The sequence below is a fragment of the Streptomyces sp. Go-475 genome (assembly GCF_003330845.1).
Taxonomy (GTDB): domain Bacteria; phylum Actinomycetota; class Actinomycetes; order Streptomycetales; family Streptomycetaceae; genus Streptomyces.
This window is the reverse complement of the sequence record NZ_CP026121.1, coordinates 637,182-661,102: the sequence shown is the minus strand read 5'-3', so window position 1 is coordinate 661,102 and position 23,921 is coordinate 637,182. Positions and strand designations below refer to the sequence as shown.

9 protein-coding genes are annotated in these 23,921 nt (G+C 74.3%); 7 read left to right on the top strand and 2 right to left on the bottom strand.

Going from position 1 to position 23,921, the window contains the following annotated elements; genetic code table 11:
- The first annotated feature begins 27 nt into the window (after positions 1–27).
- Genes panD through C1703_RS02935 form a run of 6 tightly spaced genes read left to right on the top strand, consistent with a single transcriptional unit; the run spans position 28 to position 20,337 of the window.
- Positions 28–456 (top strand): aspartate 1-decarboxylase, encoded by a 429-nt coding sequence (panD, locus tag C1703_RS02960; RefSeq protein ID WP_114257267.1) that lies wholly within the window; start codon positions 28–30, stop codon positions 454–456.
- A gap of 3 nt (positions 457–459) precedes the next feature.
- Positions 460–678 carry an MbtH family protein gene (locus tag C1703_RS02955; protein ID WP_114250393.1) on the top strand — a complete coding sequence of 73 codons (219 nt, stop codon included), beginning with the start codon at positions 460–462 and terminating at the stop codon, positions 676–678.
- A complete protein-coding gene (locus C1703_RS02950; RefSeq protein WP_232840397.1) occupies positions 678–4,388 on the top strand; it encodes a non-ribosomal peptide synthetase in 3,711 nt (1,236 codons plus the stop codon). The genes C1703_RS02955 and C1703_RS02950 overlap by 1 nt, the downstream gene beginning before the upstream one ends.
- Positions 4,385–8,932 carry a non-ribosomal peptide synthetase gene (locus C1703_RS02945; protein ID WP_114250392.1) on the top strand — a complete coding sequence of 1,516 codons (4,548 nt, stop codon included), beginning with the start codon at positions 4,385–4,387 and terminating at the stop codon, positions 8,930–8,932. Before C1703_RS02950 ends, C1703_RS02945 begins: the two co-directional genes overlap by 4 nt.
- Positions 8,929–16,854 carry a non-ribosomal peptide synthetase gene (locus C1703_RS02940; RefSeq protein WP_114250391.1) on the top strand — a complete coding sequence of 2,642 codons (7,926 nt, stop codon included), beginning with the start codon at positions 8,929–8,931 and terminating at the stop codon, positions 16,852–16,854. Before C1703_RS02945 ends, C1703_RS02940 begins: the two co-directional genes overlap by 4 nt.
- A gap of 18 nt (positions 16,855–16,872) precedes the next feature.
- Positions 16,873–20,337 carry a non-ribosomal peptide synthetase gene (locus C1703_RS02935; protein WP_114250390.1) on the top strand — a complete coding sequence of 1,155 codons (3,465 nt, stop codon included), beginning with the start codon at positions 16,873–16,875 and terminating at the stop codon, positions 20,335–20,337.
- A gap of 74 nt (positions 20,338–20,411) precedes the next feature.
- Here the strand turns inward: C1703_RS02935 and C1703_RS02930 are convergent, their stop codons facing one another.
- A complete protein-coding gene (locus C1703_RS02930; RefSeq protein ID WP_114250389.1) occupies positions 20,412–21,434 on the bottom strand; it encodes an iron-siderophore ABC transporter substrate-binding protein in 1,023 nt (340 codons plus the stop codon).
- Between the two features lie 126 nt (positions 21,435–21,560).
- Entirely contained in the window at positions 21,561–22,514 is a 954-nt protein-coding gene (locus C1703_RS02925; protein WP_114257265.1) for a methionyl-tRNA formyltransferase, read from the bottom strand.
- An 84-nt stretch (positions 22,515–22,598) separates the two neighbouring features.
- Between C1703_RS02925 and C1703_RS02920 the strand changes: the two genes are divergently transcribed.
- Positions 22,599–23,918 (top strand): SidA/IucD/PvdA family monooxygenase, encoded by a 1,320-nt coding sequence (locus C1703_RS02920; RefSeq protein ID WP_114250388.1) that lies wholly within the window; start codon positions 22,599–22,601, stop codon positions 23,916–23,918.
- The last annotated feature ends 3 nt before the right edge of the window (positions 23,919–23,921 follow it).

Genomic DNA, 23,921 nt, shown 5'->3' with positions numbered 1-23,921 from the left:
CTAAGTGCTACTCCTCAGGGGGTCATGGTGCAGCGCACCTTGCTCAACGGCAAGATCCACCGAGCCACCGTCACCCAGGCCGATCTGCACTACGTAGGGTCCCTGACGATCGATCAGGACCTCATGGACGCCGCCGACATCACCGAGGGCGAGCAGGTCCACGTGGTCGACATCGACAACGGCGCCCGGCTCACCACCTACGCCATCACCGGCGCGCGCGGCACCGGCGTCATCGGCGTCAACGGGGCCGCCGCCCACCTCGTCCACCCCGGCCACCTCGTGATCGTCATGTCGTTCGCCGTCCTCGACGAATCGGAACGCGCCACCCACCGGCCCCGGGTCGTCCACGTCGACAAGGCCAACCGGATCCTCGCCCTCGGCGCGGACCCGGCCGAGCCGGTGCCCGGGGCGCCGGACCAGTACCCGGGAACCTTCACCCAGCAGGAGAGGAACTGAGCCATGGCCAACCCGTTCGACGACGACAGCGGCGTCTTCCGCGTCCTGGTGAACGACGAGGGCCAGTACTCCCTGTGGCCCGACTTCGCGCCCGTACCGGCCGGCTGGGAGAGCGTGCACGGCCCGGACACCAGGGCCGCCTGCCTGGAGCACATCGAGCGGAACTGGACGGACATGCGCCCGCGCAGCCTGGCCGAGGCCATGCGCGGAGCCGGCGACTGATGGCGCCCCGGCCGGCCGTGGAGGACGTCCTCCCCCTGTCGCCGACGCAGGAGGGGATGGTCTTCCACGCCCTGTACGACGAGCACGCCCGGGACGTCTACACCGGACAGCTGGTCATCCGACTCGAAGGGTCGCTGGACCAGGGTCGGTTGCGCACCGCCGCCGACGCCCTCCTGGCCCGGCACGCCAACCTGCGGGCCGCGTTCCGCACCCAGCGGTCGGGCCGGCGGGTGCAGGTCATCGCCGGCGGCATCCGCACGCCCTGGCGCGCCACCGACCTGACCGGCCTGCCGCCGGCCGAGCGGCAGACCGCGTTCGAGGACCTGCTCGCCCGGGACCGCGAAACCCGCTTCGACCTCGCCCGCCCCCCGCTGCTGCGCGTCCGGCTGGTGGCGTTCGGGGACCGGGACCACCGGCTGCTGATCTCCTCGCACCACCTCCTGTGGGACGGCTGGTCCGCGCCCGTGCTGGTCCGCGAGCTCTTCCGGCTCTACACCTCGGGCGGCGACCCGGCCGCCCTGCCCCCGGTCCGGCCCTACCGCGACTACCTCGCCTGGCTGTCCCGCCAGGACCGCGCCGCCGCCGAACAGGCCTGGCGGGCCGCCCTGGACGGCCTCGACGAACCCTCCCTCATCGCCCCCGAGGCACGGGACCTCCCCGCCGGGCAGCCCGGGCGGCACGTCGTGGAACTCTCCGAGCGGGAGACGACGGCCCTCACCGCCACCGCCCGCGCCAACGGGGTGACCGTCAGCACGGTGCTCCAGGGACTGTGGGCGGTGCTCCTCGCCCGGCACACCGGCCGGCTGGACGTCGTCCTCGGCGCCACCGTCTCCGGCCGCGACGCCGACGTCCCCGGCATCGAGTCGATGGTCGGACTGTTCATCAACACCCTGCCGGTCCGGGTGCGGTTACGCCCCGCCGAGCCGCTCGCCGACCTCCTGAGGCGCGTCCAGTCCGAGCAGGCGGCCCTGCTGGGCCACCAGCACCTCGGGCTCGCCGGCGTCCAGCGGGCCACCGGGCAGGGCCTCCTCTTCGACACCCTGCTGGTCTTCGAGAGCTACCCCATCGACGACGAGGGCATCGTCCGCGCCCTCGGGCCCGACGGCCCCCGCATGACCGAGGTGTCGGTCCGCGACGCCACCCACTACCCGCTCACCCTCACCGCCCTGCCCGGCGACCGGCTCACCCTGACCTTCAGCCACCAGCCGACGGCCCTCGACCACGCGACGGTGACCGGCATCGCGGCCGCGTTGCACCGGCTGATACGGGCGTTCACGGAGGAACCCGACCGACTGGTGGGACGGCTGGACACGGCCCCGCACGACGAGCGCCGCGCCGCCGCTCCGGGCCAGCGGCACACCGCCTCGTACGACGAGCGCCGCGCCGCCGCTCCGGACCAGTGGCACACCGCCTCGTACGACGAGCGCCGCGCCGCCGCTCCGGGCCAGCGGCACACCGCCTCGTACGACGAGCGCCGCGCCGCCGCTCCGGACCAGCGGCACACCGCCTCGTACGACGAGCGCCGCGCCGCTGCTCCGGACCAGTGGCACACCGCCTCGTACGACGAGCGCCGCGCCGCTGCTCCGGGCCAGTGGCACACCGCCTCGTACGACGAGCGCCGCGCCGCCGCTCCGGGCCAGTGGCACACCGCCTCGTACGACGAGCGCCGCGCCGCCACTCCGGGCCAGCGGCACACCGCCTCGTACGACGAGCGCCGCGCCGCTGCTCCGGACCAGTGGCACACCGCCTCGTACGACGAGCGCCGCGCCGCCGCTCCGGACCAGTGGCACACCGCCTCGTACGACGAGCGCCGCGCCGCCACTCCGGGCCAGCGGCACACCGCCGTCCGCGACCTCTTCGAAGAACAGGCCGCGCGCACGCCGCTGGCCACCGCCGTCCACCATGGCGACACGACCCTCACCTTCGCCCAATTGGACGCCGCCGCCGACGGGTTGGCCGCCGCCCTGCTCGCGCGCGGCGCCGGGCCCGAGTCCGTCGTGGCCGTCGCCCTGCCCCGCGGCCCGGACCTCGTCACCGCGCTGCTGGCCACCCTCAAGGCAGGGGCCGCCTGCATGCCGGTCGACCCGTCCTACCCGCCCGAACGCATCGCCCTCATGCTGACGGACGCGCGACCACGGCTCGTGGTGAGCGACCAGGAGACCGCCCGGCGACTCGCCCTCGACCCGAAGTCGGTCTGCGACCCCGGCGAGACGTCCACCGCCGTACCGCGCCCGCCGCTGTCCCCCGACCATCCCGCGTACGTCGTCTTCACCTCCGGCTCCACCGGCCGCCCCAAGGGCGTGCTCGGCACGCAGCGGGCCCTGGCCAACCGGCTCGCCTGGGGCAGGACCCTGACGGACGGTCCGGCCGGCGTGCGCGTCGCCAAGAGCCCGATCAGCTTCATCGACGGCCTGACCGAACTGCTCGGCGCGCTGGTCGCGGGGGAGGCCGTGGCCCTCGCCGACGACGGGACGACCGGCGACCCCACCGCCCTCGCCGCGCTGGCCTCCCGGCACCGCGCCACCCTGCTCACCGCCGTCCCCAGCCTCTACACCACCCTCGTCGAGTCCGCCCCGCCCGGCAGCTTCGACTCGGTCCGCACCTGGATCTCCAGCGGCGAACCCCTCACCACCGACCTGGCCCACCAGCTCACCGCCCGCTGGCCGAAGGCCCGCCTGGTCAACCTGTACGGCTGCTCGGAGGCGGCGGGCGACAGCCTCGCCCATGTGCACGCCGACGACGAAAGCCGGGCGGGCCGACGGGACGCGGACCCCGCGGAGCCCCGGCGGCGAACCGCGGGAACCGTCCCGCTCGGGCGGCCGATCGCCGGTACCCGGGTCCATGTTCTCGACCCCTTCCTGAGCCCGGCCCCCACCGGAGCGGTCGGGGAGCTGTATCTCGCGGGGGACGGGCTGGCCCGCGGCTACCTGAACCAACCCGGCCGCACCGCCGAACGGTTCGTCGCCGACCCCTTCGGGCCGCCGGGCAGCCGCCTCTACCGCACCGGCGACCTGGCCCGGCTGCGCCCCGACGGCACGGTCGAGTTCCTGGGCAGGGCCGACCAGCAGGTCAAGATCCGCGGCTTCCGGGTCGAACCCGGCGAGATCGAGGCGGCGGCCCGTGCCCTGCCCGGTGTGCGCGCGGCCGCGGTCGTGGCCCGGGAGGACGGAACGGCGCCCCGGCGGCTCGTGGCGTACGTCGAACCGGACACCGGTGCCGGCCGCCGCCCGGAACCGGCCGGCCTGCGCCACGCCCTCGCCGAGCGGCTGCCCGCCCACCTCGTGCCGGCCGCCGTGGTGGTCCTGGAGGCGCTGCCGCTGACCCCCAGCGGCAAGCTCGACCGCCGCGCACTGCCCGCCCCCGACTTCACGCGGGCGAGCACCTTCGACCCGCCGCGCACCGAACCGGAGAAGGCACTGTGCGCCCTGTTCGCCGAGGTCCTCGAAGTCGAACGCGTCGGCCTCCACGACGACTTCTTCGCCCTCGGCGGCGACAGCATCGTCTCGGTCCGGCTGGCCGACCGGGCCCGCAGGGCGGGACTCGGACTCTCGCCCCGGGACGTGTTCACCCACCGCACCCCGGCCGGTCTCGCCCGCTCCCTGCCGGACGGCACCGCCCCGGAGGAGGAGTTCTCGGCGACCGCCGAGCCACTGGTGACGCTCAGCCGGTCGCAGCTCGACAACGTCAAGGCGAGGTGGAGGAGCCGATGAGCACAGAGCCCGCCGGCGCGGCGGACGACGGGTCCCTGGTCGAGGACGTCCTGCCGCTGTCCCCGCTGCAACAGGGCCTGCTGTTCCACGCCCTGTTCGACGAGGGCGCCCAGGACGTCTACACCATGCAGTCCCTGGTGGAGATCGAGGGCCCGCTCCGCCCCGAACTGCTGCGCACCGCCGCCGAGGAGCTGTTCGCCCGGCACGCCAACCTGCGCAGCGCCTTCCTGCACGAGGACGACATGGACGAGCCCGTGCAGGTCGTCCTCAAGCAGGTCCCCGTCGACTGGCGGGAGGCCGTCGCCGCCGACGAGGCGGAGGCCGAGCGGCTCGTCGCCGCCGACGCCACCGCCCGCTTCGACCTCACCGACCCCCCGCTGCTGCGCCTGACCCTGATCGACCGGGGCGGCGACCGCCGGCTGCTGGTCCTCACCAACCACCACCTGCTGCTGGACGGCTGGTCCGTGCCCCTGCTGGTGCGGGAACTGCTCCAGCTCTACGCCGCCCAGCTCGCCCCCGGCCGCTCGGCCCCGCTGCCCGCCGTACGGCCGTACCGGGACTTCCTCGCCTGGCTGGCGAGCCGCGACCGGGAGGTCTCCGGCCGGGCCTGGCGCCAGGCGCTGTCCGGGGCGGCACCGACCCTGCTGGCCCCCTCGGCCGCCGGCCTGGTCCCCGTACCGCCCGAACTGCACACGCTGCGGCTGTCCGAGGAACTCACCGCGGACGTGCAGCGCACGGCCCGCGGCCTGGGCGTCACCGTCAACACCGTCGTGCAGGGCCTGTGGGCGCTGCTGCTGGCGCGGCTGACCGGCAGGGACGACGTGGTGTTCGGCGCGACCGTGGCCGGGCGCCCCGCCGGACTCGCCGGCGTGGAGTCGATGATCGGCCTGTTCATCAACACCGTGCCCGTGCGGGTGTCCGTACCCCCCGGGGAGCCGGCCGCCGTCTTCCTGCGCCGCGTGCAGGACGAGCAGTCCCGGCTGATGGACCACCAGTACCTCGGCCTCACCGAGATCCAGCGCCTCGCCGGATCCGGCGACCTCTTCGACACCCTGCTGGTCTTCGAGAACTACCCGGTCGACCAGGACGCGGTGGCCCGGGCGGAGGTGGCAGCCGGGCTGCGGATCCTCGACGTCAAGGGCTCCGGCGCCACCCACTACCCGCTGACCCTCGCCGTGCTCGCCGAGCGGCGGCTCGGCGTCGTCTTCGAGTTCCGGCCCGACTGCTACGACCGGACGACGGTGGAGCGGCTCGCCGGGCGGTTCGAGCGGCTCGTCCGCGCGATGGTGGCGGCCCCCGGCACACCTCTGGCGGCGCTGGACGCCCTCGCCCCCGAGGAGCGGGCCGAACTGCTGGCGCGCGGCGCGGCGCAGCGGCTGCCCGCCCCGTACGCCACGCTGCCCGAGGTGCTCCAGGCGCAGGCCGCCCGGACACCGGACGCGGTGGCCGTCGTCGGCGGCGAACAGCGCCTCACCTTCGCCGAGTTGAACACCGAGGCCAACCGGCTGGCCCGGTTGCTCGTCGCGTCCGGTGCCGGGCCGGAGCGGGTCGTCGCGCTCGCCCTGCCGCCCACGCCCGACACGATCACCGCGCTCCTCGCCGTGCAGAAGGCGGGCGCGGCCTATCTGCCCCTCGACCCCGCCTGGCCCGAGGAGCGGATCGCCGGGATGCTCGCTGACGCCCGGCCCGTCGCCCTGATCGCCACCACCGGCACCGCGCCCGCGCCGGACACCCTCGGCGACATCCCCGTCCTGCTGCTCGACGACCCCGGCACCCGGCAGCGCCTCGCGGACGCGGACGGCACCGACCTCACGGACACCGACCGCGGCGGGCCGCTGCTCCCCGAGCACCCCGCGTACGTCATCTACACCTCCGGCTCCACCGGCCGCCCCAAGGCCGTCGTCGTGCCGCAGCGGGCCATCGTCAACCTGTTCGCCGCGCACCACGCCGCCCTGCACACCCCGGCCACGGCGGCGGCCGGCGGCCGGCCCCTGCGCGTGGGCCATGCCTGGCCGACGGCCTTCGACGCGTCCTGGCAGCCCATGCTGTGGATGTTCGCCGGGCACGAACTGCACCTGGTGCCCGAGGAGGTCCGCCGCGACCCGGACGCCCTGCGCGGCTTCCTCGCCGAGCACCGCATCGAGTTCATCGAGCTGTCCCCGTCCCTGCTCGCCGAGGTCGTCGCGCGCGGCGGCGACTGGCGGGCCGGGCTGAAGGTCCTCGGTGTCGGCGGCGAGGCCGTACCGCCCGACCTGTGGCGCACCCTGCGCGAGACGGACGGACTCGCCGCGCACAACCTGTACGGGCCCACCGAGTGCACCGTCGACTCCGCGGACTGCGACCTCGCCCTCAGCGACCGGCCCGCGATCGGCCGCCCCGTGGCGGGCGCCACCCTGTACATCCTCGACGGGCACCTCAACCCCGTACCGACCGGCGTCGACGGCGAGCTGTACATCGCCGGCGAGGGACTGGCCCGCGGCTACCTGGGCCGGCCGGCGACCACCGCGAGCCGCTTCGTCGCCGATCCGTTCGCCACCCGCCCCGGGACACGCATGTACCGCACCGGCGACATCGCCCGCTGGACCCGGGACGGCCTGGTGGAATGCCTCGGACGGATCGACGACCAGGTCAAGATCCGGGGCTACCGCATCGAACCCGGCGAGATCGAGGCGGTCCTGCTCGACCACGCACTCGTCGAACGCGCCGCGGTCGTCGTCCGCGAGGACACCCCGGGCGTCCGCCGCCTGGTCGCCTACGTCGTGACGGCCCCGGCCGCTCCGCCCGCCGGGGAGACGGCGGAGCTGCTGCGCCGGGCGGCGGCGGCCGTCCTGCCCGACTACATGGTGCCGTCGGCGTTCGTCCCGGTCGACGCGTTCCCCCTCACCCTCAACGGCAAGCTGGACACCGCCGCCCTCCCGGCCCCCTCCCGCACCGCCGGGCCAGCCGCCCAGCCGCCGCGCAACCCGGCCGAGGAACGGCTCGCCGCGCTGTTCGCACAGGTCCTCGGAGTGGACTCGGTCGGCGTGCACGACAGTTTCTTCGCGCTCGGCGGCGACAGCATCGTCTCCATGCGGCTGGTCGGCCGGGCCCGCGCGGCCGGGCTGGCCCTCTCGCCGCGCGACGTGTTCGAGCGGCCCACCGTCGCCGCGCTCGCGGAGGCCGCCGGTACCGCCCGGCGCCGGGAGGCGGACCCGGACGCGGGCGTCGGCGACATCCCCCTCACCCCGATGCTCACCCGGCTCGTCGCCCAGGACCGCCACGTCCGCGCGCTCAGCCAGGCCCGCTTCCTGCGCACCCCGCCCGGCATGGACCTCGACGGGCTGCACCGCGCGGTCCAGGCGGTGCTGGACCGGCACGACCTGCTGCGCTCCACACTCGCCAGGGACGAGGACGGAACCCGGCACCTGCGGACCGCACCACAGGGCACGACCCGCGCCGCCGACCGCGTACGCCGCACCGACGCCGCACGGCTGGACCACGCCACGATCGGCACCCTGGTACCCGGCGCCTTCGCGAACCTGGCCGCCGAACTCGACCCCGCCGCCGGGGCGGTGGCCCGGTTCCTGTGGTTCGACACCGGGCCGGACCGCGAGGGGCGGCTGCTGGTCGTCCTGCACCACCTGGTCACCGACGCCGCCTCCTGGGGCGTCCTCACCGCCGATCTCGCCGCGGCCTGGCACGGCACACCGCTCCCGCCGCCGGGCACCACCTTCCGGGAGTGGGCCCGGGCACTGCGCTCCGAGGCGGTGTCGGAACGCCGTACGGCCGAACTCGCCCATTGGACAGCGGTGTCGGACCGGCCGGAACCGGCCCTCGGCGCCGGACCGCTGGACCCCGCCCGGGACACCCACGCCACCGTGCGCCACCACTGGACGACGCTCGCCCCGGACCTCACCGCACTCCTCACCGCGCACCCCGTGCCGGACGTCCTGCTGACCGCGCTGTCCCTGGCCGTGCCGGAATGGCGACGCGAACTCGGCCGGGCCACCGCGGACGACTCCCTGCTGATCGCCCTGGAGGGACACGGCCGCGAGGAGCAACTCCTGCCGGGCGCCGACCTGTCCGGCACCCTCGGCCTGTTCACCACCGTCTTCCCGGTCCGCCTCGATCCCGGCGACGCGGCCCCCGCGCAGCAGCTGCGGCGCGTCCGGGACCAGCTCGCCGCCCTGCCCGACAAGGGCATCGGCCACGGCCTGCTGCGCCACCTCAATCCGGACACCGCCCCCGTCCTCGCCCCGCTCCCGGAGCCGCAGATCGCGGTCAACTACCTGGGCCGCATGAGCCTCGGGGAGCAGGCGGAGGACGCCGCGTTCACCAGCGCCCCCGAGACCGGCGCCCTGGGCGCGTGGGCCGACCCCGGGGCGCCGGCCCCCTACCCCCTCGTCGTCGACGCGTTGATCGACGAGGCGAAGGAGCCAGGCGGCCCGGTCCTCACGGTGTGCTGGCACTGGCCGGAACGGCTCTTCACCCAGGCGCAGATCGAGCGGCTGGGCGAGCTGTGGACCGCTTCCCTCGAACGGCTGCTGAAAGGCGGACACCAGTGACCGAGACCCACGCGGACCGGCCCGGCGACCTCGCGGCACGCAAGCGGGAACTGCTGCGCCGCAGGCTGGAGAGCGCGGGCCTCGCCCACACCCCCGCCCGGGCCGAACGGATCCCGCCCCGGCCCGCGGACACGGCCCGACTGCCGCTGTCGTACGCCCAGTCCCGCATGTGGCTGCTCCAGCAGCTCGACCCGGCCAGCCCGGCCTACAACGTGTGCCTGGCCATCCGGCTGCGCGGCCCCCTCGACACGGACGCGCTGCGCGCCGCCCTGGCCGGGCTGCTCGCCCGGCACGAGGTGCTGCGCACCCGGTACCCCACGGCCGACGACGGAAATCCGCACCAAGTCATAGATTGCGTCGCGGAGTTGGTCTTCGAGGAGGCCGACCTGCACGGGCTCCCCGCGGACGAGCGGGACCGGCGCGCCGACGCCCTGGCCCGTGCCGCCTCCGCGACCCCCTTCGACCTCACCGCCGACCACCCCCTGCGGGCCCTGCTCGTCCGGCGCGCCGACCAGGACCACACCCTCGTACTGACGGTGCACCACATCGCCTGGGACGGCGGCACCTTCAACGCCCTCTCCAGGGACCTGAGCGCCCTCTACCGGGCCGCCGTCACCGGAACGGACGCCGGGCTGGAACCCCTGCCCGCGCAGTACGCCGACTTCGCCCTCTGGCAGCGCACCACGTTCACCGACGAACGGCTGGCCGGCCACCTCGACCACTGGCGCACCCACCTGGTCCCGCCGCCCCGCCCCCTGGACCTGCCCACCGACGCGCCCCGCACGCCCCGGCCCACCGCGCACGGCGACCGCCGCTTCCGCACCTTCGCGCCCGAGGTCACCGACCGGCTCACCGCCTTCGCCCGCACCACGGGCGCGACCCCGTTCATGGTGCTGCTCGCGGGCCTGGCCGCACTGCTCCACCGCCTCACCGGAGCCACCGACATCCCCATCGGCTCGGCCGTGATGAACCGCGACCTGCCCGGACTCGACCGGCTCATCGGCAACTTCGGCAACACCCTCGCCCTGCGCGCCGACCTCGACGGCGACCCCGGAACCGCCGAACTGGTCGAGCGGGTACGCACGTTGTGCACCGACGCGTACGCGCACCAGGACATGCCGTTCGACCTGCTGGTGGAGCGGCTGCGGCCGGAGCGGCACCCGGGCCGGGCCGTCTGGTTCGACGTCATGCTGCTCTTCCTCACCCAGGGGCTCCAGGGGCCCGAACTGCCCGGGGTGAGCGCCGAGTGGGAGACCGTCCACAACGACACCACCCAGTTCGACCTGTCCCTGGAGGCCTTCCTCACCGGCGGGCGGCTGCGCATCGAGGCCACCTACCGCAGCGGCCTGTTCACCCCGGAGACCGTCGACCGGCTGCTGGCCCGGCTGGAGACGCTGCTCGCCGCCGGGCTGGCCGACCCCGGACAGCCCGTGTCACGCCTGCCGTTGATGTCCGGGGCCGAGGAACAGCAGGTCCTGACGGAGTGGAACACCACCGCCCGGCCGGTCCCCGTCACCACCCTGGCCGCCCTGCTCGCCGAACAGGCCGCCCGCACCCCCGACGCACCCGCGCTCACCTTCGACGACCTCACCCTCGGCTACGCCGCACTCCACGCCCGCGCGGCCCGCCTGGCCCGCCTGCTGGTCGCCCACGGCGCCGGCCCGGAGCGACGCGTGGCCGTGGCCCTCGGCCGGGGACCGGACCTGGTCGTGGCGCTGCTCGCGACACTCCAGGCGGGCGCCGCCTACGTCCCGCTGGACACCGGCTACCCCGCCGAACGCCTCGCCGTGATGATCGAGGACGCCGCCCCGGCGCTCGTCCTGACCTCCACCGCCGCCGCGCACAAGGTCCCCGCCCCGGCGGCACCGACGCTCCTGCTCGACGACCCCGCCCTGCGCGAACGCCTGGCGGATCTGGACCCCGCCGCCCTGTCGGACGGGGAGCGGCTCGCGCCGCTGCGCCCCGAGCACCCCGCGTACGTCATCTTCACCTCCGGCTCCACGGGCCGACCCAAGGGCGTCGTCGTCCCGCACGCCGCGATCGTCAACCGGCTGCTGTGGATGGCGGACACCTACCGCGTCGGGCCCGGTGACCGGGTGCTGCAGAAGACACCGGCGAGCTTCGACGTGTCCGTCTGGGAGTTCTTCCTGCCGCTGGTCACCGGAGCGGCGCTGGTGCTCGCCCGCCCCGGCGGCCACCGCGACCCCGCCCACCTCGCCGAGCTGATCCGCCAACAGCGCGTCACCACCGCCCACTTCGTCCCGTCGATGCTGCGGGTCTTCCTCGACGACCCGGCCGCCGAGCGGGCCCGGGGCGTGCTGCGCCGGATCGTGTGCAGCGGCGAGGCCCTGCCGGCGGACCTCGCCGAACGCTGCACCCGCCTGCTGGACGGCACCGAACTGCACAACCTCTACGGCCCCACCGAGGCGGCCGTGGACGTCACCGCGTGGCCGTGCGCCGACGGCACCAGCTCCGCGTCGGGCTCCGTGCCGATCGGACACCCGGTGTGGAACACCCGCACCCTCGTGCTCGACGCGTCCCTGCGCCCGGTGCCGCCCGGCGTCCCGGGCGAGCTGTACCTCGGCGGGTCCCAGCTCGCCCGGGGCTACCTGGGCCGGCCCGCCCTGACCGCCGGACGCTTCGTCGCCGACCCCTACGGCCCGCCCGGCGCCCGCCTCTACCGCACCGGCGACATCGTGCGCTGGACCGTCCACGGGGCGCTGGAGTTCCTCGGCCGGGCCGACGACCAGGTGAAGATCCGCGGTTTCCGGGTCGAGCCGGGCGAGACGGAGGCCGCGGCGACCGCGCTGCCCGCCGTGTCCCAGGCCGCGGTGACCGTACGCCAGGACACCCACGGCGACCCGCACCTGGTGGCCTACGTCGTCCCGCACCCCGGCGCCCGCCCCGAACCGCAGCGGATCCGGCGGGACCTGGCCGACACCCTGCCCGGCCACCAGGTGCCCTCCGCCGTCGTCGTCCTGGACGCCCTGCCGCTGACCCCCAACGGCAAACTCGACCGCGCGGCCCTGCCCGACCCCGACCTGTCCGCGCTCACCACCGCCGACGCGCCCCGCACCGAGGCCGAGGCGACCCTGTGCCGCCTCTTCGCCGACCTGCTCGGGCTGCCCTCCGTGGGCGTCCACGACGAGTTCTTCGCCCTCGGCGGGCACTCCCTCCTCGCCACCCGGCTCGTCGCCCGCGTCCGCGCCGAGCTGGGCGTCGCCCTGCCGCTGCGGGCCGTCTTCGACACACCCACCGCGGCCGCCCTCGCACCCCTCCTGGAGACACCCGCCCAGCGGCGGCCCCCACTGCTCCCCGCCCGGCGCCCCGACCCCGTGCCGCTGTCCTTCGCGCAGGCCCGGCTGTGGTTCCTGTACCGGCTGGAGGGGCCCACCCCCACCTACAACATCCCCACCGCCGTCCACCTCACCGGACCGCTCGACCCCGAGGCCCTGCGCGCGGCGCTCCAGGACGTCGTGGACCGGCACGAGGCACTGCGCACCGTCTTCCCCGACCACGACGGCGTCCCCCGGCAGGAGATCCGCACGGACACCGCCGTCCCCTTCGAGACCGTCACCGCGTCCGCCGACGAACTCGACGCGCTGCTGAGCGAGGCCGCCGCCCACTCCTTCGCCCTGGACCGCGAGATCCCCGTCCGCGCGACCCTGTACGCCCTCGGCCCCGGCGACCACGTCCTGCTCCTGCTCGTCCACCACATCGCCACCGACGGCTGGTCGGCCGAACCTCTCCTGCGTGACCTGGAGACCGCCTACACCGCCCGGCTGCGCGGCACACCCCCCGCGTGGCCGCCGCTCGCCGTGCAGTACGCCGACCACACCCTGTGGCAACGGGACCTCCTCGACGAGGAGTACACCGCCGAGGAGGTGCGCTACTGGGCGCGGCGCCTGGACGGGCTGCCCGAGGAACTCCAGCTGCCCGCCGACCGGCCCCGCCCGCCCGTGCCCGGATACCGGGCCGGCGCCGTCGACTTCACCCTCGACGCGGCGACCCACCGGGCGCTGCGGGACCTGTCGGCCGAGGCGGGCGGCACCGTCTTCATGGCACTCCAGGCCACCCTCGCCGTGCTGCTCGGCCGGCTCGGCGCCGGCGACGACATCCCCCTCGGTACGCCGGTGGCAGGGCGCGGCGACCGCGTCCTGGACGACCTCGTGGGCCTGTTCGTCAACACGCTCGTGCTGCGCACCGACGTCTCGGGCGCCCCGACGTTCCGTGCGCTGCTCGCGCGGGTGCGCGAGGCCGACGTGGACGCCTACGCCCACCAGGACCTGCCCTTCGAGCGGCTGGTGGACGCGCTCGGGCCCACGCGCTCGATGGGCCGCCACCCGCTGTTCCAGGTGATGCTCGCCCACCAGCAGGCCCCCGCCGGCCGCCGGGACTTCGCCGGACTCACCCTCACCGACCGACGCGTCCCCTTCTACACCGCCAAGACCGACCTGGCCTTCCACGTCTTCGAGCGGCCCGACGCCGACGGCATCGACGGCTCCCTGGTGTACAGCCACGACCTGTACGACCCGGACAGCGCGCGGGAGATGACCGAGCGGTTCGTCCGCCTGGCCGGTGAGCTGGCCCGCCACCCGGACCGCCCGGTGGCCGCCGCCGACGTCCTCACCCCGCGCGAACGGGACCTGCTGCTCGGGGAGTGGAACGACACCGCGCACCCCATGCCGGCCACCACACTGACCGCCCTGGTGGAGGAACAGGCCGCCAGGACCCCGCACCTGGTGGCCGTCGAGTACGGCATTCCCGGCGGCACGGCCCTCACCTACGGCGAGCTCGACGCCCGCGCCAACGGCCTCGCACGGCAGCTCAGGTCCCTCGGGGTGGGCCCGGAGCGCCGCGTCGGCATCCACCTGGAGAGGTCCGTGGAGATGGTCGTCGGGCTGCTCGCGGTGCTGAAGGCGGGCGGGGCCTTCGTCCCGCTGGAGCCGTCCTGGCCGGCCCGGCGCATCGCCGAGGTGTGCCGCGGCGCGGCCCTGACCGCCGTACTCGGCCGGCCCGGTGACGACGGCCTCCTGGGGGAGGAGGCGCCGCCCGTCGTCGAGGTCGCCCTGGACGGACCCACCGCGGAGAACCCCCGGGTGCGCGTCGACCCGGAGGGCCTCGCCTACGTCATCTACACCTCCGGCTCGACCGGTGTCCCCAAGGGCGCGATGATCCGGCACCGGGCCATCGCCCACCGGCTGCTGTGGCAGCGCGGCCTGCTCGGCTTCGGCACCGACGACGCGGCCCTGTTCAAGGCGCCGCTCGGCTTCGACATCTCCATCAACGAGATCTTCCTGCCGCTGGTCAACGGCGGCCGGGTGGTGATCGCCGAACCCGGCGGCGAACGGGACGTCGACTACCTCCTCGACACCGTCGAACGGCACCGGGTGACCTTCACCTACCTGGTCTCCTCGATGCTCGACCTGCTCCTCGAACTGGACGGCTTCGCCCGCCGCGCCGCCTCGCTGCGCCACGTGTGGTGCGGCGGCGAGGTGCTCACCCCGGAACTCTTCGCCCGCTTCCGCGCCGCGAGCGAGGCGGTGATGTACCACGGCTACGGACCGGCCGAGGCCACCATCGGCGTCAGCCACGTCGTCTACCGCACCGGCGCGATCCGCAGCGCCGTCTCCATCGGCCGCCCCAACTCCAACACCCGGCTGTACGTCCTGGACGACCGGCTCCAGCCCGTCCCGGTCGGTGTCCCGGGCGAGCTGTACGCGGGCGGTGTCTACCTCGGGCGCGGGTACGTGGGCGACCCGCGCCGCACCGCCGGCCATTTCGTCGCCGACCCGTTCGGCCCGCCCGGTGAACGCCTCTACCGCACCGGCGACCTGGTCCGCTGGCAGCGCGACGGCACCCTGGAGTTCCTCGGCCGCGCCGACAACCAGGTGAAGATCCGCGGCATGCGCGTCGAGCTGGAGGAGATCGAGGCGATCCTCGAACAGCACCCGGGCGTCCGGCGCGGCGTGGTGGTGATCCGCGAGGACGCGCCGGGCGTCAAGCAGCTCGCCGGGTACTACCTGGCCGCCCACGACCTCGGCGACCTGCACGGCTGGTTGCGGGACCGGCTGCCGGACCACATGGTGCCGCGCACCCTCACCGCCCTGGACGCCTTCCCGCTGCTGCCCTCCGGCAAGGTGAACCGGGCCGGGCTGCCCGCGCCCCAGAGCGCCGTCACCGCCCCGGTACGGGAGCCCGCGAACGCACGCGAGCGGCAGCTGTGCGAGCTGTTCGCCACGGTCCTCGGCCTCGAACAGGTCGGCGTCGACGCCCACTTCTTCGAGCTGGGCGGCGACAGCATCGTCTCCATCCGCCTGGTCACCCTGGCCCGCAAGGCGGGGATCGCCCTCAGCCCCCGGCAGGTCTTCCAGTCACCCACACCCGCCGGACTGGCCGCGGCCGCCGAAGCCGCCCGCAAGCCCACCGCCACGGCCGCCGACGATCCGGTGGGCGAGGTGCCCCTCACCCCCGTCATGCGGTGGACGGCCGGCCCCGACGGCTCCTTCGGCGGTCTCGCCCAGGCGGTCCTGCTGGTGACGCCGCCCGGCCTGACCGACGACACCGCCACCGCCGTGCTCCAGGCCCTCCTGGACCGCCACGCCATGCTCCGCGCCCGGCTGGCCGGCGACGGCACCCGGCTCCTGGTGCCCGCCCAAGGGGCCGTGGACGCCGGGGAGTTGCTGACCCGGGCGCACGGGACGGTCGAGGAGGAGCTGTCCGCGGCGGTGGAGCGCCTCGACCCCCGGGCCGGACGCATGCTCCAGGCCGTCCGGTTCGACACCGGCCGGCTCCTCCTGGTCGCGCACCACCTGGTGGTCGACGGGGTGTCCTGGCGGATCATCACCGACGACCTGGCCGAGGCCTGGCAGGCGGTACGGGCCGGGGCGGTCCCGCGCCCGGGCCGCGCCGGCACGTCGTTCCGCACCTGGAGCGGACTCCTCGCCGAAGACGCCCGCACACCGGAGCGGATGCGGGAACTCCCGTACTGGGAAGCTGTTCTGGACGGCGCGAGCCCCCTGCTGGAGCACGCTCCCGAGCTGCCGGGGCCCGTCCGGGAGCAGAGCCTCGTCCTCCCCGACGAGATCACCAGCCCCCTTCTGACGACCGTGCCCGCCGCCTACCGGGCCGCCGTCCCCGACGTGCTGCTGACCGGCTTCGCGCTGGCGGCCGCCGTCTGGCGGGAGCGGCGCGGGGACCTCGCGGACCGTTCGCTCCTCGTCGGACTGGAGGGCCACGGACGCGAGGAGGACCTCGCCGAGAACGTCGATCTGTCCGCCACGGTCGGCTGGTTCACCACGTTCCACCCCGTCGCCCTCGACCCCGGCCCGGTCGACCTCGACGAGGCCCTGTCCGGCGGCCCGGCCGCGGGCACGGCCCTGAAACGCGTCAAGGAGCAGCTGCGCGCCGCACCGGACCACGGCCTCGGCTACGGCCTGCTGCGGCACCTCAACCCGGACACCGCCGTCGAACTGGACAAGCGCCCGCAGCCGCAGATCGTCTTCAACTACCTCGGCCGTTTCACCGCCTCCGCCTCCGGCGACGAGCCCTGGCAACTCGCCCCCGAGGCGCCGATGCTCCACGTGCCACGGGACGGTGGGCGGACCGCCGCCTCCGCGCTGGAGATCAACACCGTCGCCGTCGAGGAGGACGGCGGCGTCCGGCTGCACATCTCCGCGTCCGCCCCGCGGGCCTTCCTCGCACCGTCCGGGACCCGGGCCCTGCTCGCGCTGTGGGAGCGGGCCCTGCGGGGCCTGGCGCGGCACACCGAGGACGCCCGTGCGGGCGGACTCACCCCCTCGGACCTGCCCTTGGTGGCCCTGACCCAGGAGGACATCGAGGACTTCGAGAACGCCTTCGAGTACGACAGCGACGACTTCGAGAACCACAGCGACGACCTCGACGACAACGATGGCTTCTGAGCGACAGCGGAGGAACCGGTGACGCAGCACCCCCCGACCGCGGACGAGCTGCTCCGTACGGTCACCGACACATTCGGCTCGGACACCCCGCCGGGCGAGGACGACAGCCTCATCGCCTGGGGCCTGGACTCGATCACGTTGATGAGGATCGCCGGCTCCTGGCGCAAACAGGGCGTCAAGGTCGGCTTCGCCGAACTGGCCAAGGAACCCACCCTGCGCGCGTGGAGCGCCCTGCTCGCGTCCCGGATCCGGACTCCCGAGCCGGGAGCCGGGACCACCGCCGAGGCCCCGGCCCCGGAACCCGGTGAGCCCTTCCCGCTCGCCGTGATGCAGCACGCCTACTGGATCGGCCGCGGCGACGACACCACCCTCGGCTCCGTCGCCGCGCACCTGTACGTCGAGTTCGACGGCTCCGGCGTGGACCCGGACCGGCTCGACACGGCCGTACGGGCCCTGGTCCGGCGGCACGGCATGCTCCGGGCCCGCTTCGGCGACGACGGCCGCCAGCAGATCCTGCCCGGCCTCACCCGCCCGGCCACCGCCGTCAACGACCTGCGCGCCCTCGACCCCGAGACGGCGGCGGCCAAACTGGAGGACGTCCGGCACTCCTCCTCGCACGCCCGGCTCGACGTGGGCGCCGGCGAGGTGTTCTCCGTGCAGCTCTCCCTGCTGCCCGAAGGCCGCAGCCGGCTGCACGTGGACGTCGACATGCTCGCCGCGGACGCCCTCAGCTACCGCGTCCTGCTCTCCGACCTCGCCCGGCTCTACCGCGACCCCGACGCCGCGCTGCCGCCGATCCGCACCAGCTACCCGGCCTGCCTGGCGGAACGCACGGAGGTGCGGCGGCTGAGCCGGGAGCAGGCCCAGGCCTGGTGGCAGCGCCGGATCCCCGAGCTGCCCAGCGCGCCCGACCTGCCGCTGGTGCCCGAGGCGGAGCGCGCCGACCCGACCCGCGTGACGCGGCGGCACCACTGGCTGCCGCCGGCCGGGAAACGGCGTCTGGCCGCCCGCGCCCACCAGCACGGGCTGACCCCCGCGATGGCCGTCGCGACCGCCTTCGCCGAGGTGCTGGCCGCCCACAGCGGTCAGCCCCGCTTCCTGCTGAACGTCCCCATGTTCGACCGCCGCGGCTCCCACCCCGACACCGACCTGCTCGTCGGCGACTTCACCAGCTCGGTGCTGCTCGACGTCGACCTGGCCGAGCCGGCGACGTTCACCGAGCACGCCCGGCGGCTCCAGGACCGCATGCACACCGACGCCGCCCACGCCGACTACTCCGGCGTGGAGGTGCTGCGCGACCTGACCCGGCTGCGCGGCGAACAGGTCCTCGCGCCCGTGGTGTTCACCAGCGCCCTCAACCTCGGCGAGCTGTTCGACCAGGAGGTGCGCGACTCCTTCGGACAGCCCGCGTGGATCATCTCGCAGGGCCCGCAGGTGCTGCTCGACGCCCAGGTCACCGAGGTCGACGGGGGGCTGCTCGTCAACTGGGACGTCCGGGAGGACGCCTTCCCCGCCGGACTGGTCGACGCGATGTTCGCCGCGTTCCACGGACTGGTCACCCGGCTCGGCACCGAGGACGAGGTCTGGGACCGGCCGGTGCCCGCCCTGCTGCCCGCGGAGCAGTCGGCGGTCCGCACGGCGGTCAACGCCACGGCCGCGCCGCGCAGCCACCGGCTCCTCCACGACGGCTTCTTCGCCCACGCCGCCGAACGGCCCGAGGCCCCCGCACTGCTGTGGGGCACCGACGGCGCCCTCTCCTACGGCGAGCTGGCCGACCGGGCGCTGCGGTGCGCCGGGGCGCTGGCGGACCGGGGCGTGCGGCCGGGCGACACCGTCGCGGTGAGCCTCCCCAAGGGGCCCGACCAGATCACCGCCGTCCTCGGCGTGCTGGCCGCGGGCGCCGCGTACGTCCCGGTCGGCGTCGAGCAACCGCCCGCCCGCCGCGACCGCATCCGCGCCACCGCCGGATTCCGCCTCACCCTCACCGACGGCCGTACGACCGAGGACGGCCTGCCGGTCCAGGAGGCGATGCGGCACGCCCCGCTGTCCGCGCCCGTGCCGGTGGACGAGGAACGGGTCGCCTACGTCCTGTTCACCTCCGGCTCCACCGGGGAGCCCAAGGGCGTCGAGGTGCCGCACCGCGCCGCCATGAACACCATCGACGACCTCGACTCGCGCTTCGAGGTGGGCCCGTCGGACCGCTGCCTCGCCCTGTCCGCGCTGGACTTCGACCTCTCCGTCTACGACGTGTTCGGACTGCTGAGCGCGGGCGGCGCGGTGGTCCTGGTCGACGAGGCGGACCGGCGCGAGGCCCGGCCCTGGGCGGAGCTGGTGCGCACGCACCGGGTGACGCTCGTCAACTGCGTCCCGCCACTGCTGGACATGCTGCTGCTCGCCACCGGACCCGGCGAACTGGCCGGTCTTCGCGCGGTGCTGCTCGGCGGGGACTGGGTGGGCGCCGACCTGCCCGGACGGCTCGCCGAACGCGCACCGGGCTGCCGGTTCGCCGGACTCGGCGGCACCACCGAGACCGCGATCCACTCCACCGTGTGCGAGGTGCCGGACGCCCGCGTGCCCGCGCACTGGCGGGCCGTGCCGTACGGCACGCCGCTGCGCAACGTCCGCTGCCGGGTCGTCGACCCGCGCGGCCGGGACTGCCCGGACTGGGTGCCGGGGGAGCTGTGGATCGGCGGGGACGGCGTGGCGCTCGGCTACCGGGGCGACCCGGCGCGCACGGCCGAGAAGTTCACCGAGGCCGGCGGCGTGCGCTGGTACCGCACCGGCGACCTCGCTCGCTACTGGCCGGACGGCACGCTGGAGTTCCTCGGCCGGCGCGACCACCAGGTGAAGCTGCGCGGCTTCCGCATCGAACTCGGCGAGGTGGAGGCGGGGCTCGCCGGGCATCCGGCGGTGCGGCGCGCCGTCGCCGGGCTGACCGGCGGAGCCGGGGTGCAGCTGGCGGCCGCGGTGGCCGCCGAGCCCGGGACGGCGGAGGAGGAACTGCGGCAGTGGGCGCGCTCGGTGCTGCCGCCCCACATGGTCCCGGCCCGGGTCGCCGTCGTCGAGGAGCTGCCGCTCACCGCCAACGGCAAACTCGACCGCCGCGCCGTCCGGGCGCTGTGGGAGACGCCGGAGCCGGGGGAGGGGGAGCGGCAGGCGCCCGGCAGCGCCCTGGAGACGGTCGTCTGCCGTGTGTGGGCCGACGTCCTCGGCGTCGAACGGGTCGGCCTGGACGACGGGTTCTTCGCGCTCGGCGGCGACTCGGTGCTCGCCACCGTGATCGTGAGCCGGCTGCGGGAGGCCCTCGACACCTCCGAGGTGTCGGTGCGGGCCCTGTTCGCCACCCTCACGGCCGGCGGCATGGCCGAGCGGCTGGCCGCCGAGGAGCACACCCCGGGACGGCTGGAGCAGGTCGCCGCCCTCCACCTGGAGATCGAGGGCATGTCGGCGGAGGAGGTCGACTCGGCCCTGCGCGACGGCTGAGCGACACCGGAGCGGCGGGGCGCGTCACGCGCCCCGCCGCTCCGGTTCCCCTCGGGACGCCCGGCCTGCTGGCCCTACTTGTCCAGCTTGGCGAACCCGGTCTCCAGGTTGTCCAGCGCCCACGGGATGCCCAGCACGGACGGGCTGCGGAGCTGGCTGATGGTCGCCACGTCGGTCACGACGTAGCGGTCCTCCTTCACCGCGGACATGTTCTTCACCAGCGCGCTGGACTCGAAGGCCTTCTTCAGCTGCGGCGTGGTGAACGCGATCACGACCAGGTCCGCGTCGAGCTTGTCGAGCTGCTCGAAGGACAGCTCGCCGGTGGGGCTGCCGCTGACCGTCTTGATGTTCTTCACCGACGGGGTCAGGCCCAGCCCGACCTCGCTCATCAGCTTCGCCGCGAAGTCCTCCTCCGAGGCGATGGTGAAGATCTTGGCCGGGGTGTTGCCGATGGACAGGCTGTAGGTCTTGCCCTTCAGGCCGGGGTGCTGGGACCTCACCTCGGCGATGCTGTCCTCGGTGTCCTTGATGGCCTTCTCCGCCTGCTTCTCCCGGCCGACGGCCTTCGCCACGACCTGGACGTGCTCCTGCCAGGTCTGCTTGCCCCACGCCGTCTCGTAGCCGATGGTCGGCGCCACCGCGGAGAGCTTCTGGTAGTTCTTCTCCAGGGTGAAGTCGGAGGTGGCCAGGATCAGGTCGGGCTGCAGGGCGGCGACCTCCTCGAAGTCGACCCCGTTCATGGTGTCGAGGAGCTTGGTCTTCTTGGTGTCGACCCGGTCCTTCAGCCAGGGGTGGACGCCGTCGGCCGCGAAGGCGTCCTTGGAGACGGCGACCGGCGTGACCCCGAGGGCGTACAGCGCGTCGACGTCGTCGGTGCCGCCGTCGCCGATCACCACGATCCGCTGCGGTTCCTCGGTGATCTTCGTGCTGCCGAACTTGTGCTTGATGGTGACGGGGAAGGCGGACGAGGAGCCCGCCTTCGCGTCGCCGGAGGAGGGGGCGGAGGAGGTGCCGGAGTCGTCCTTGACGGAGCCGCAGGCTGCCAACCCGGCGGCCAGGGTGACGGTGAGAAGGGTGGTGAGGAGCTTTCTCGGCATGCGCGTCCCTTGTCGCCGGGGTACTGGCAGGAGTCGTACGGCCGCCAGTAAAGCAAGGTAAGGCTTACCTCAGCAACGGTCTTCGGACAATCTCCGCCCGCTCGTGATGACTTGACGGAGCGTCAGTTACGGACGCGCCGTCAGGTAGCCCCCCATCGTGCGGAAGTAGTCGGTCGCGGCGTACTCCGCGCCGTCCTCCGTGCGCAGCCGGCGGATGACGAGCCCCGGGCAGCGGCCGGTGTGCGCCTCGGGGCCTGCCACGATGACCACGCCGTCGCCCTCGCGGATGAAGATCCGCCCGGGCGTGCCGCCGTAACGGCCCTCGGACACGGCGGCCGAGGTGATCCGCAGCCGCTTCCCGCGGTGGAAGGTGTACGCGTTCGGATACGGGTCCGACTGGGCGCGCACGAGCCGTTCCAGGCGCTCGGCCGGCCAGGTCCAGTCGATGCGGCTGTCCTCCGGGGAGCGCTTGTGGAAGAAGCTCGCCCTGGAGCGGTCCTGCGGCTGCCACCGCCCGGCGTCCCGGCCCGTGGCGATGAGGTCGAGGGACTCGCGCACGATCGGGGCGATGAGGTCGACGGTCCGGTGGAACAGGTCGGTCGCGGTGTCGGCCGGCCCGACCGGCACCGCCCGCTGCACCAGGATGTCGCCGGCGTCGAGTTCGCCGTTCATGCGGTGCGCCGTGACGCCGACGCGTTCCTCGCCGTTGAGGAGCGCCCAGATGATCGGGGAGAAGCCGGCGTAGGACGGCAGCAGCGAGTCGTGGATGTTGAGGGTGCCGTGCGGCGGGAGGTCGAACACCTCGGGGGGCAGCCAGGTGCGCCAGTTGTTGGCCACGATGAGGTCCGGCCGCGCCGCCCGCAGCGCGTCGAGGAGTTCGGGGTCGTCGGGGCGGTTGCGCAGGAGGACGGGGACGTCGTGCTTCTCGGCGAGTTCGGCGACGGAGTCGTCCCAGATCTTCTCGTAGGCGTGGTCGCTCTTGGGGTGGGTGACGACGAGGGCGACCTCGTGGTCGGAGTCCAGCAGGGCCTGGAGCGTGCGGTGACCCCAGGTCTGATAGCCGAACATGGCGACGCGCATGCGGTTCTCCCTCTCCGGCGGCTCCATTGCAAGGTAAGGCTAACCTTATCTAACATGTGGCTGCCTGAGGGAGGCGATGCCACGGTGAACTCACCGCTCACGGGATCGGACACCACGGACACCACCTACGACGTCCTCGGAATCGGCTTCGGGCCGTCAAATCTCGCCCTCGCCATAGCGATCGAGGAACACAACGCGAGTGCCGCGCCGGAGGACCGGCTCAACGCCCTCTTCCTGGAACGCCAGCCGCGCTTCGGCTGGCACCGGGGCATGCTCATCGACGACGCCACGATGCAGGTGTCCTTCCTCAAGGACCTCGTCACCCTGCGCGATCCGGCCAGCGACTACAGCTTCCTGTGCTTCCTGCGCGAGCGCGGCCGGCTCGTCGACTTCCTGAACCAGAAGACGCTCTTCCCCCTGCGGGTGGAGTTCCACGAGTACTTCGAGTGGGCCGCCGCACGGGTACGGCACCTCGTGGCCTACGACCGGGAGGTGACCGCCGTCGACCCCGTGCGCGACGAGTCGGGCACCGTCACGGGATTCGACGTGGTCTGCGACGCCTCCGGCGAGACGTACCGGGCCCGCGACCTGAGCGTCGCCGTCGGCCTGGAACCGCATGTGCCGCCCGGCGTCGAACTGTCCGAACGCGTCTGGCACAACAGCCAGTTACTGCCCCGCGTCACCGAACTGCTCGACCGGCGCACGCCGGTGCGCCGGGCCGTCGTCCTCGGCGCGGGCCAGAGCGCCGCCGAGACGGTCGACTACCTGCACCGCTCCTTCCCCGACGCCGAGGTCTGCTCGGTTTTCGCCAAGTACGGCTACACCCCGGCCGACGACAGCCCGTTCGCCAACCGCATCTTCGACCCGGAGGCGGTGGACGTGTACTTCACCGCGCCCTCCGAGATCAAGCAGTCGCTCTTCGACTACCACCGCTCCACCAACTACTCCGTCGTCGACATGGACCTCCTGGAGTCCCTGTACGCGACCTCCTACCAGGAGAAGGTCACCGGCCGGGAGCGGCTGCGCTTCCTCAACGTCTCCCGGATACGGGACGTCCGGTCACGGGCCGACGGCCTGCTCGACGTCGTCGTGGAGTTCCTCCCCACCGGCGGGCAACAGGTCCTGGAGGCCGACCTGCTCGTCCACGCCACCGGCTACCGGCCCCGGGACCTCACCACCCTGCTCGGGGAGGCGGCCAAGGTCTGCCTGCGCGACGACGAGGACGCGATCCGCGTGCGCCGCGACCACCGCGCGGAGACCGCCCCGGACGTGACGGCCGGCATCTACCTCCAGGGCGGCACGGAGCACACGCACGGCCTCACCTCGACACTGCTGTCGACGACGGCGATCCGCGCGGGCGAGATCCACCGCTCCCTCCTTGACCGGAGAGCGGCGGGCGTCTGACCC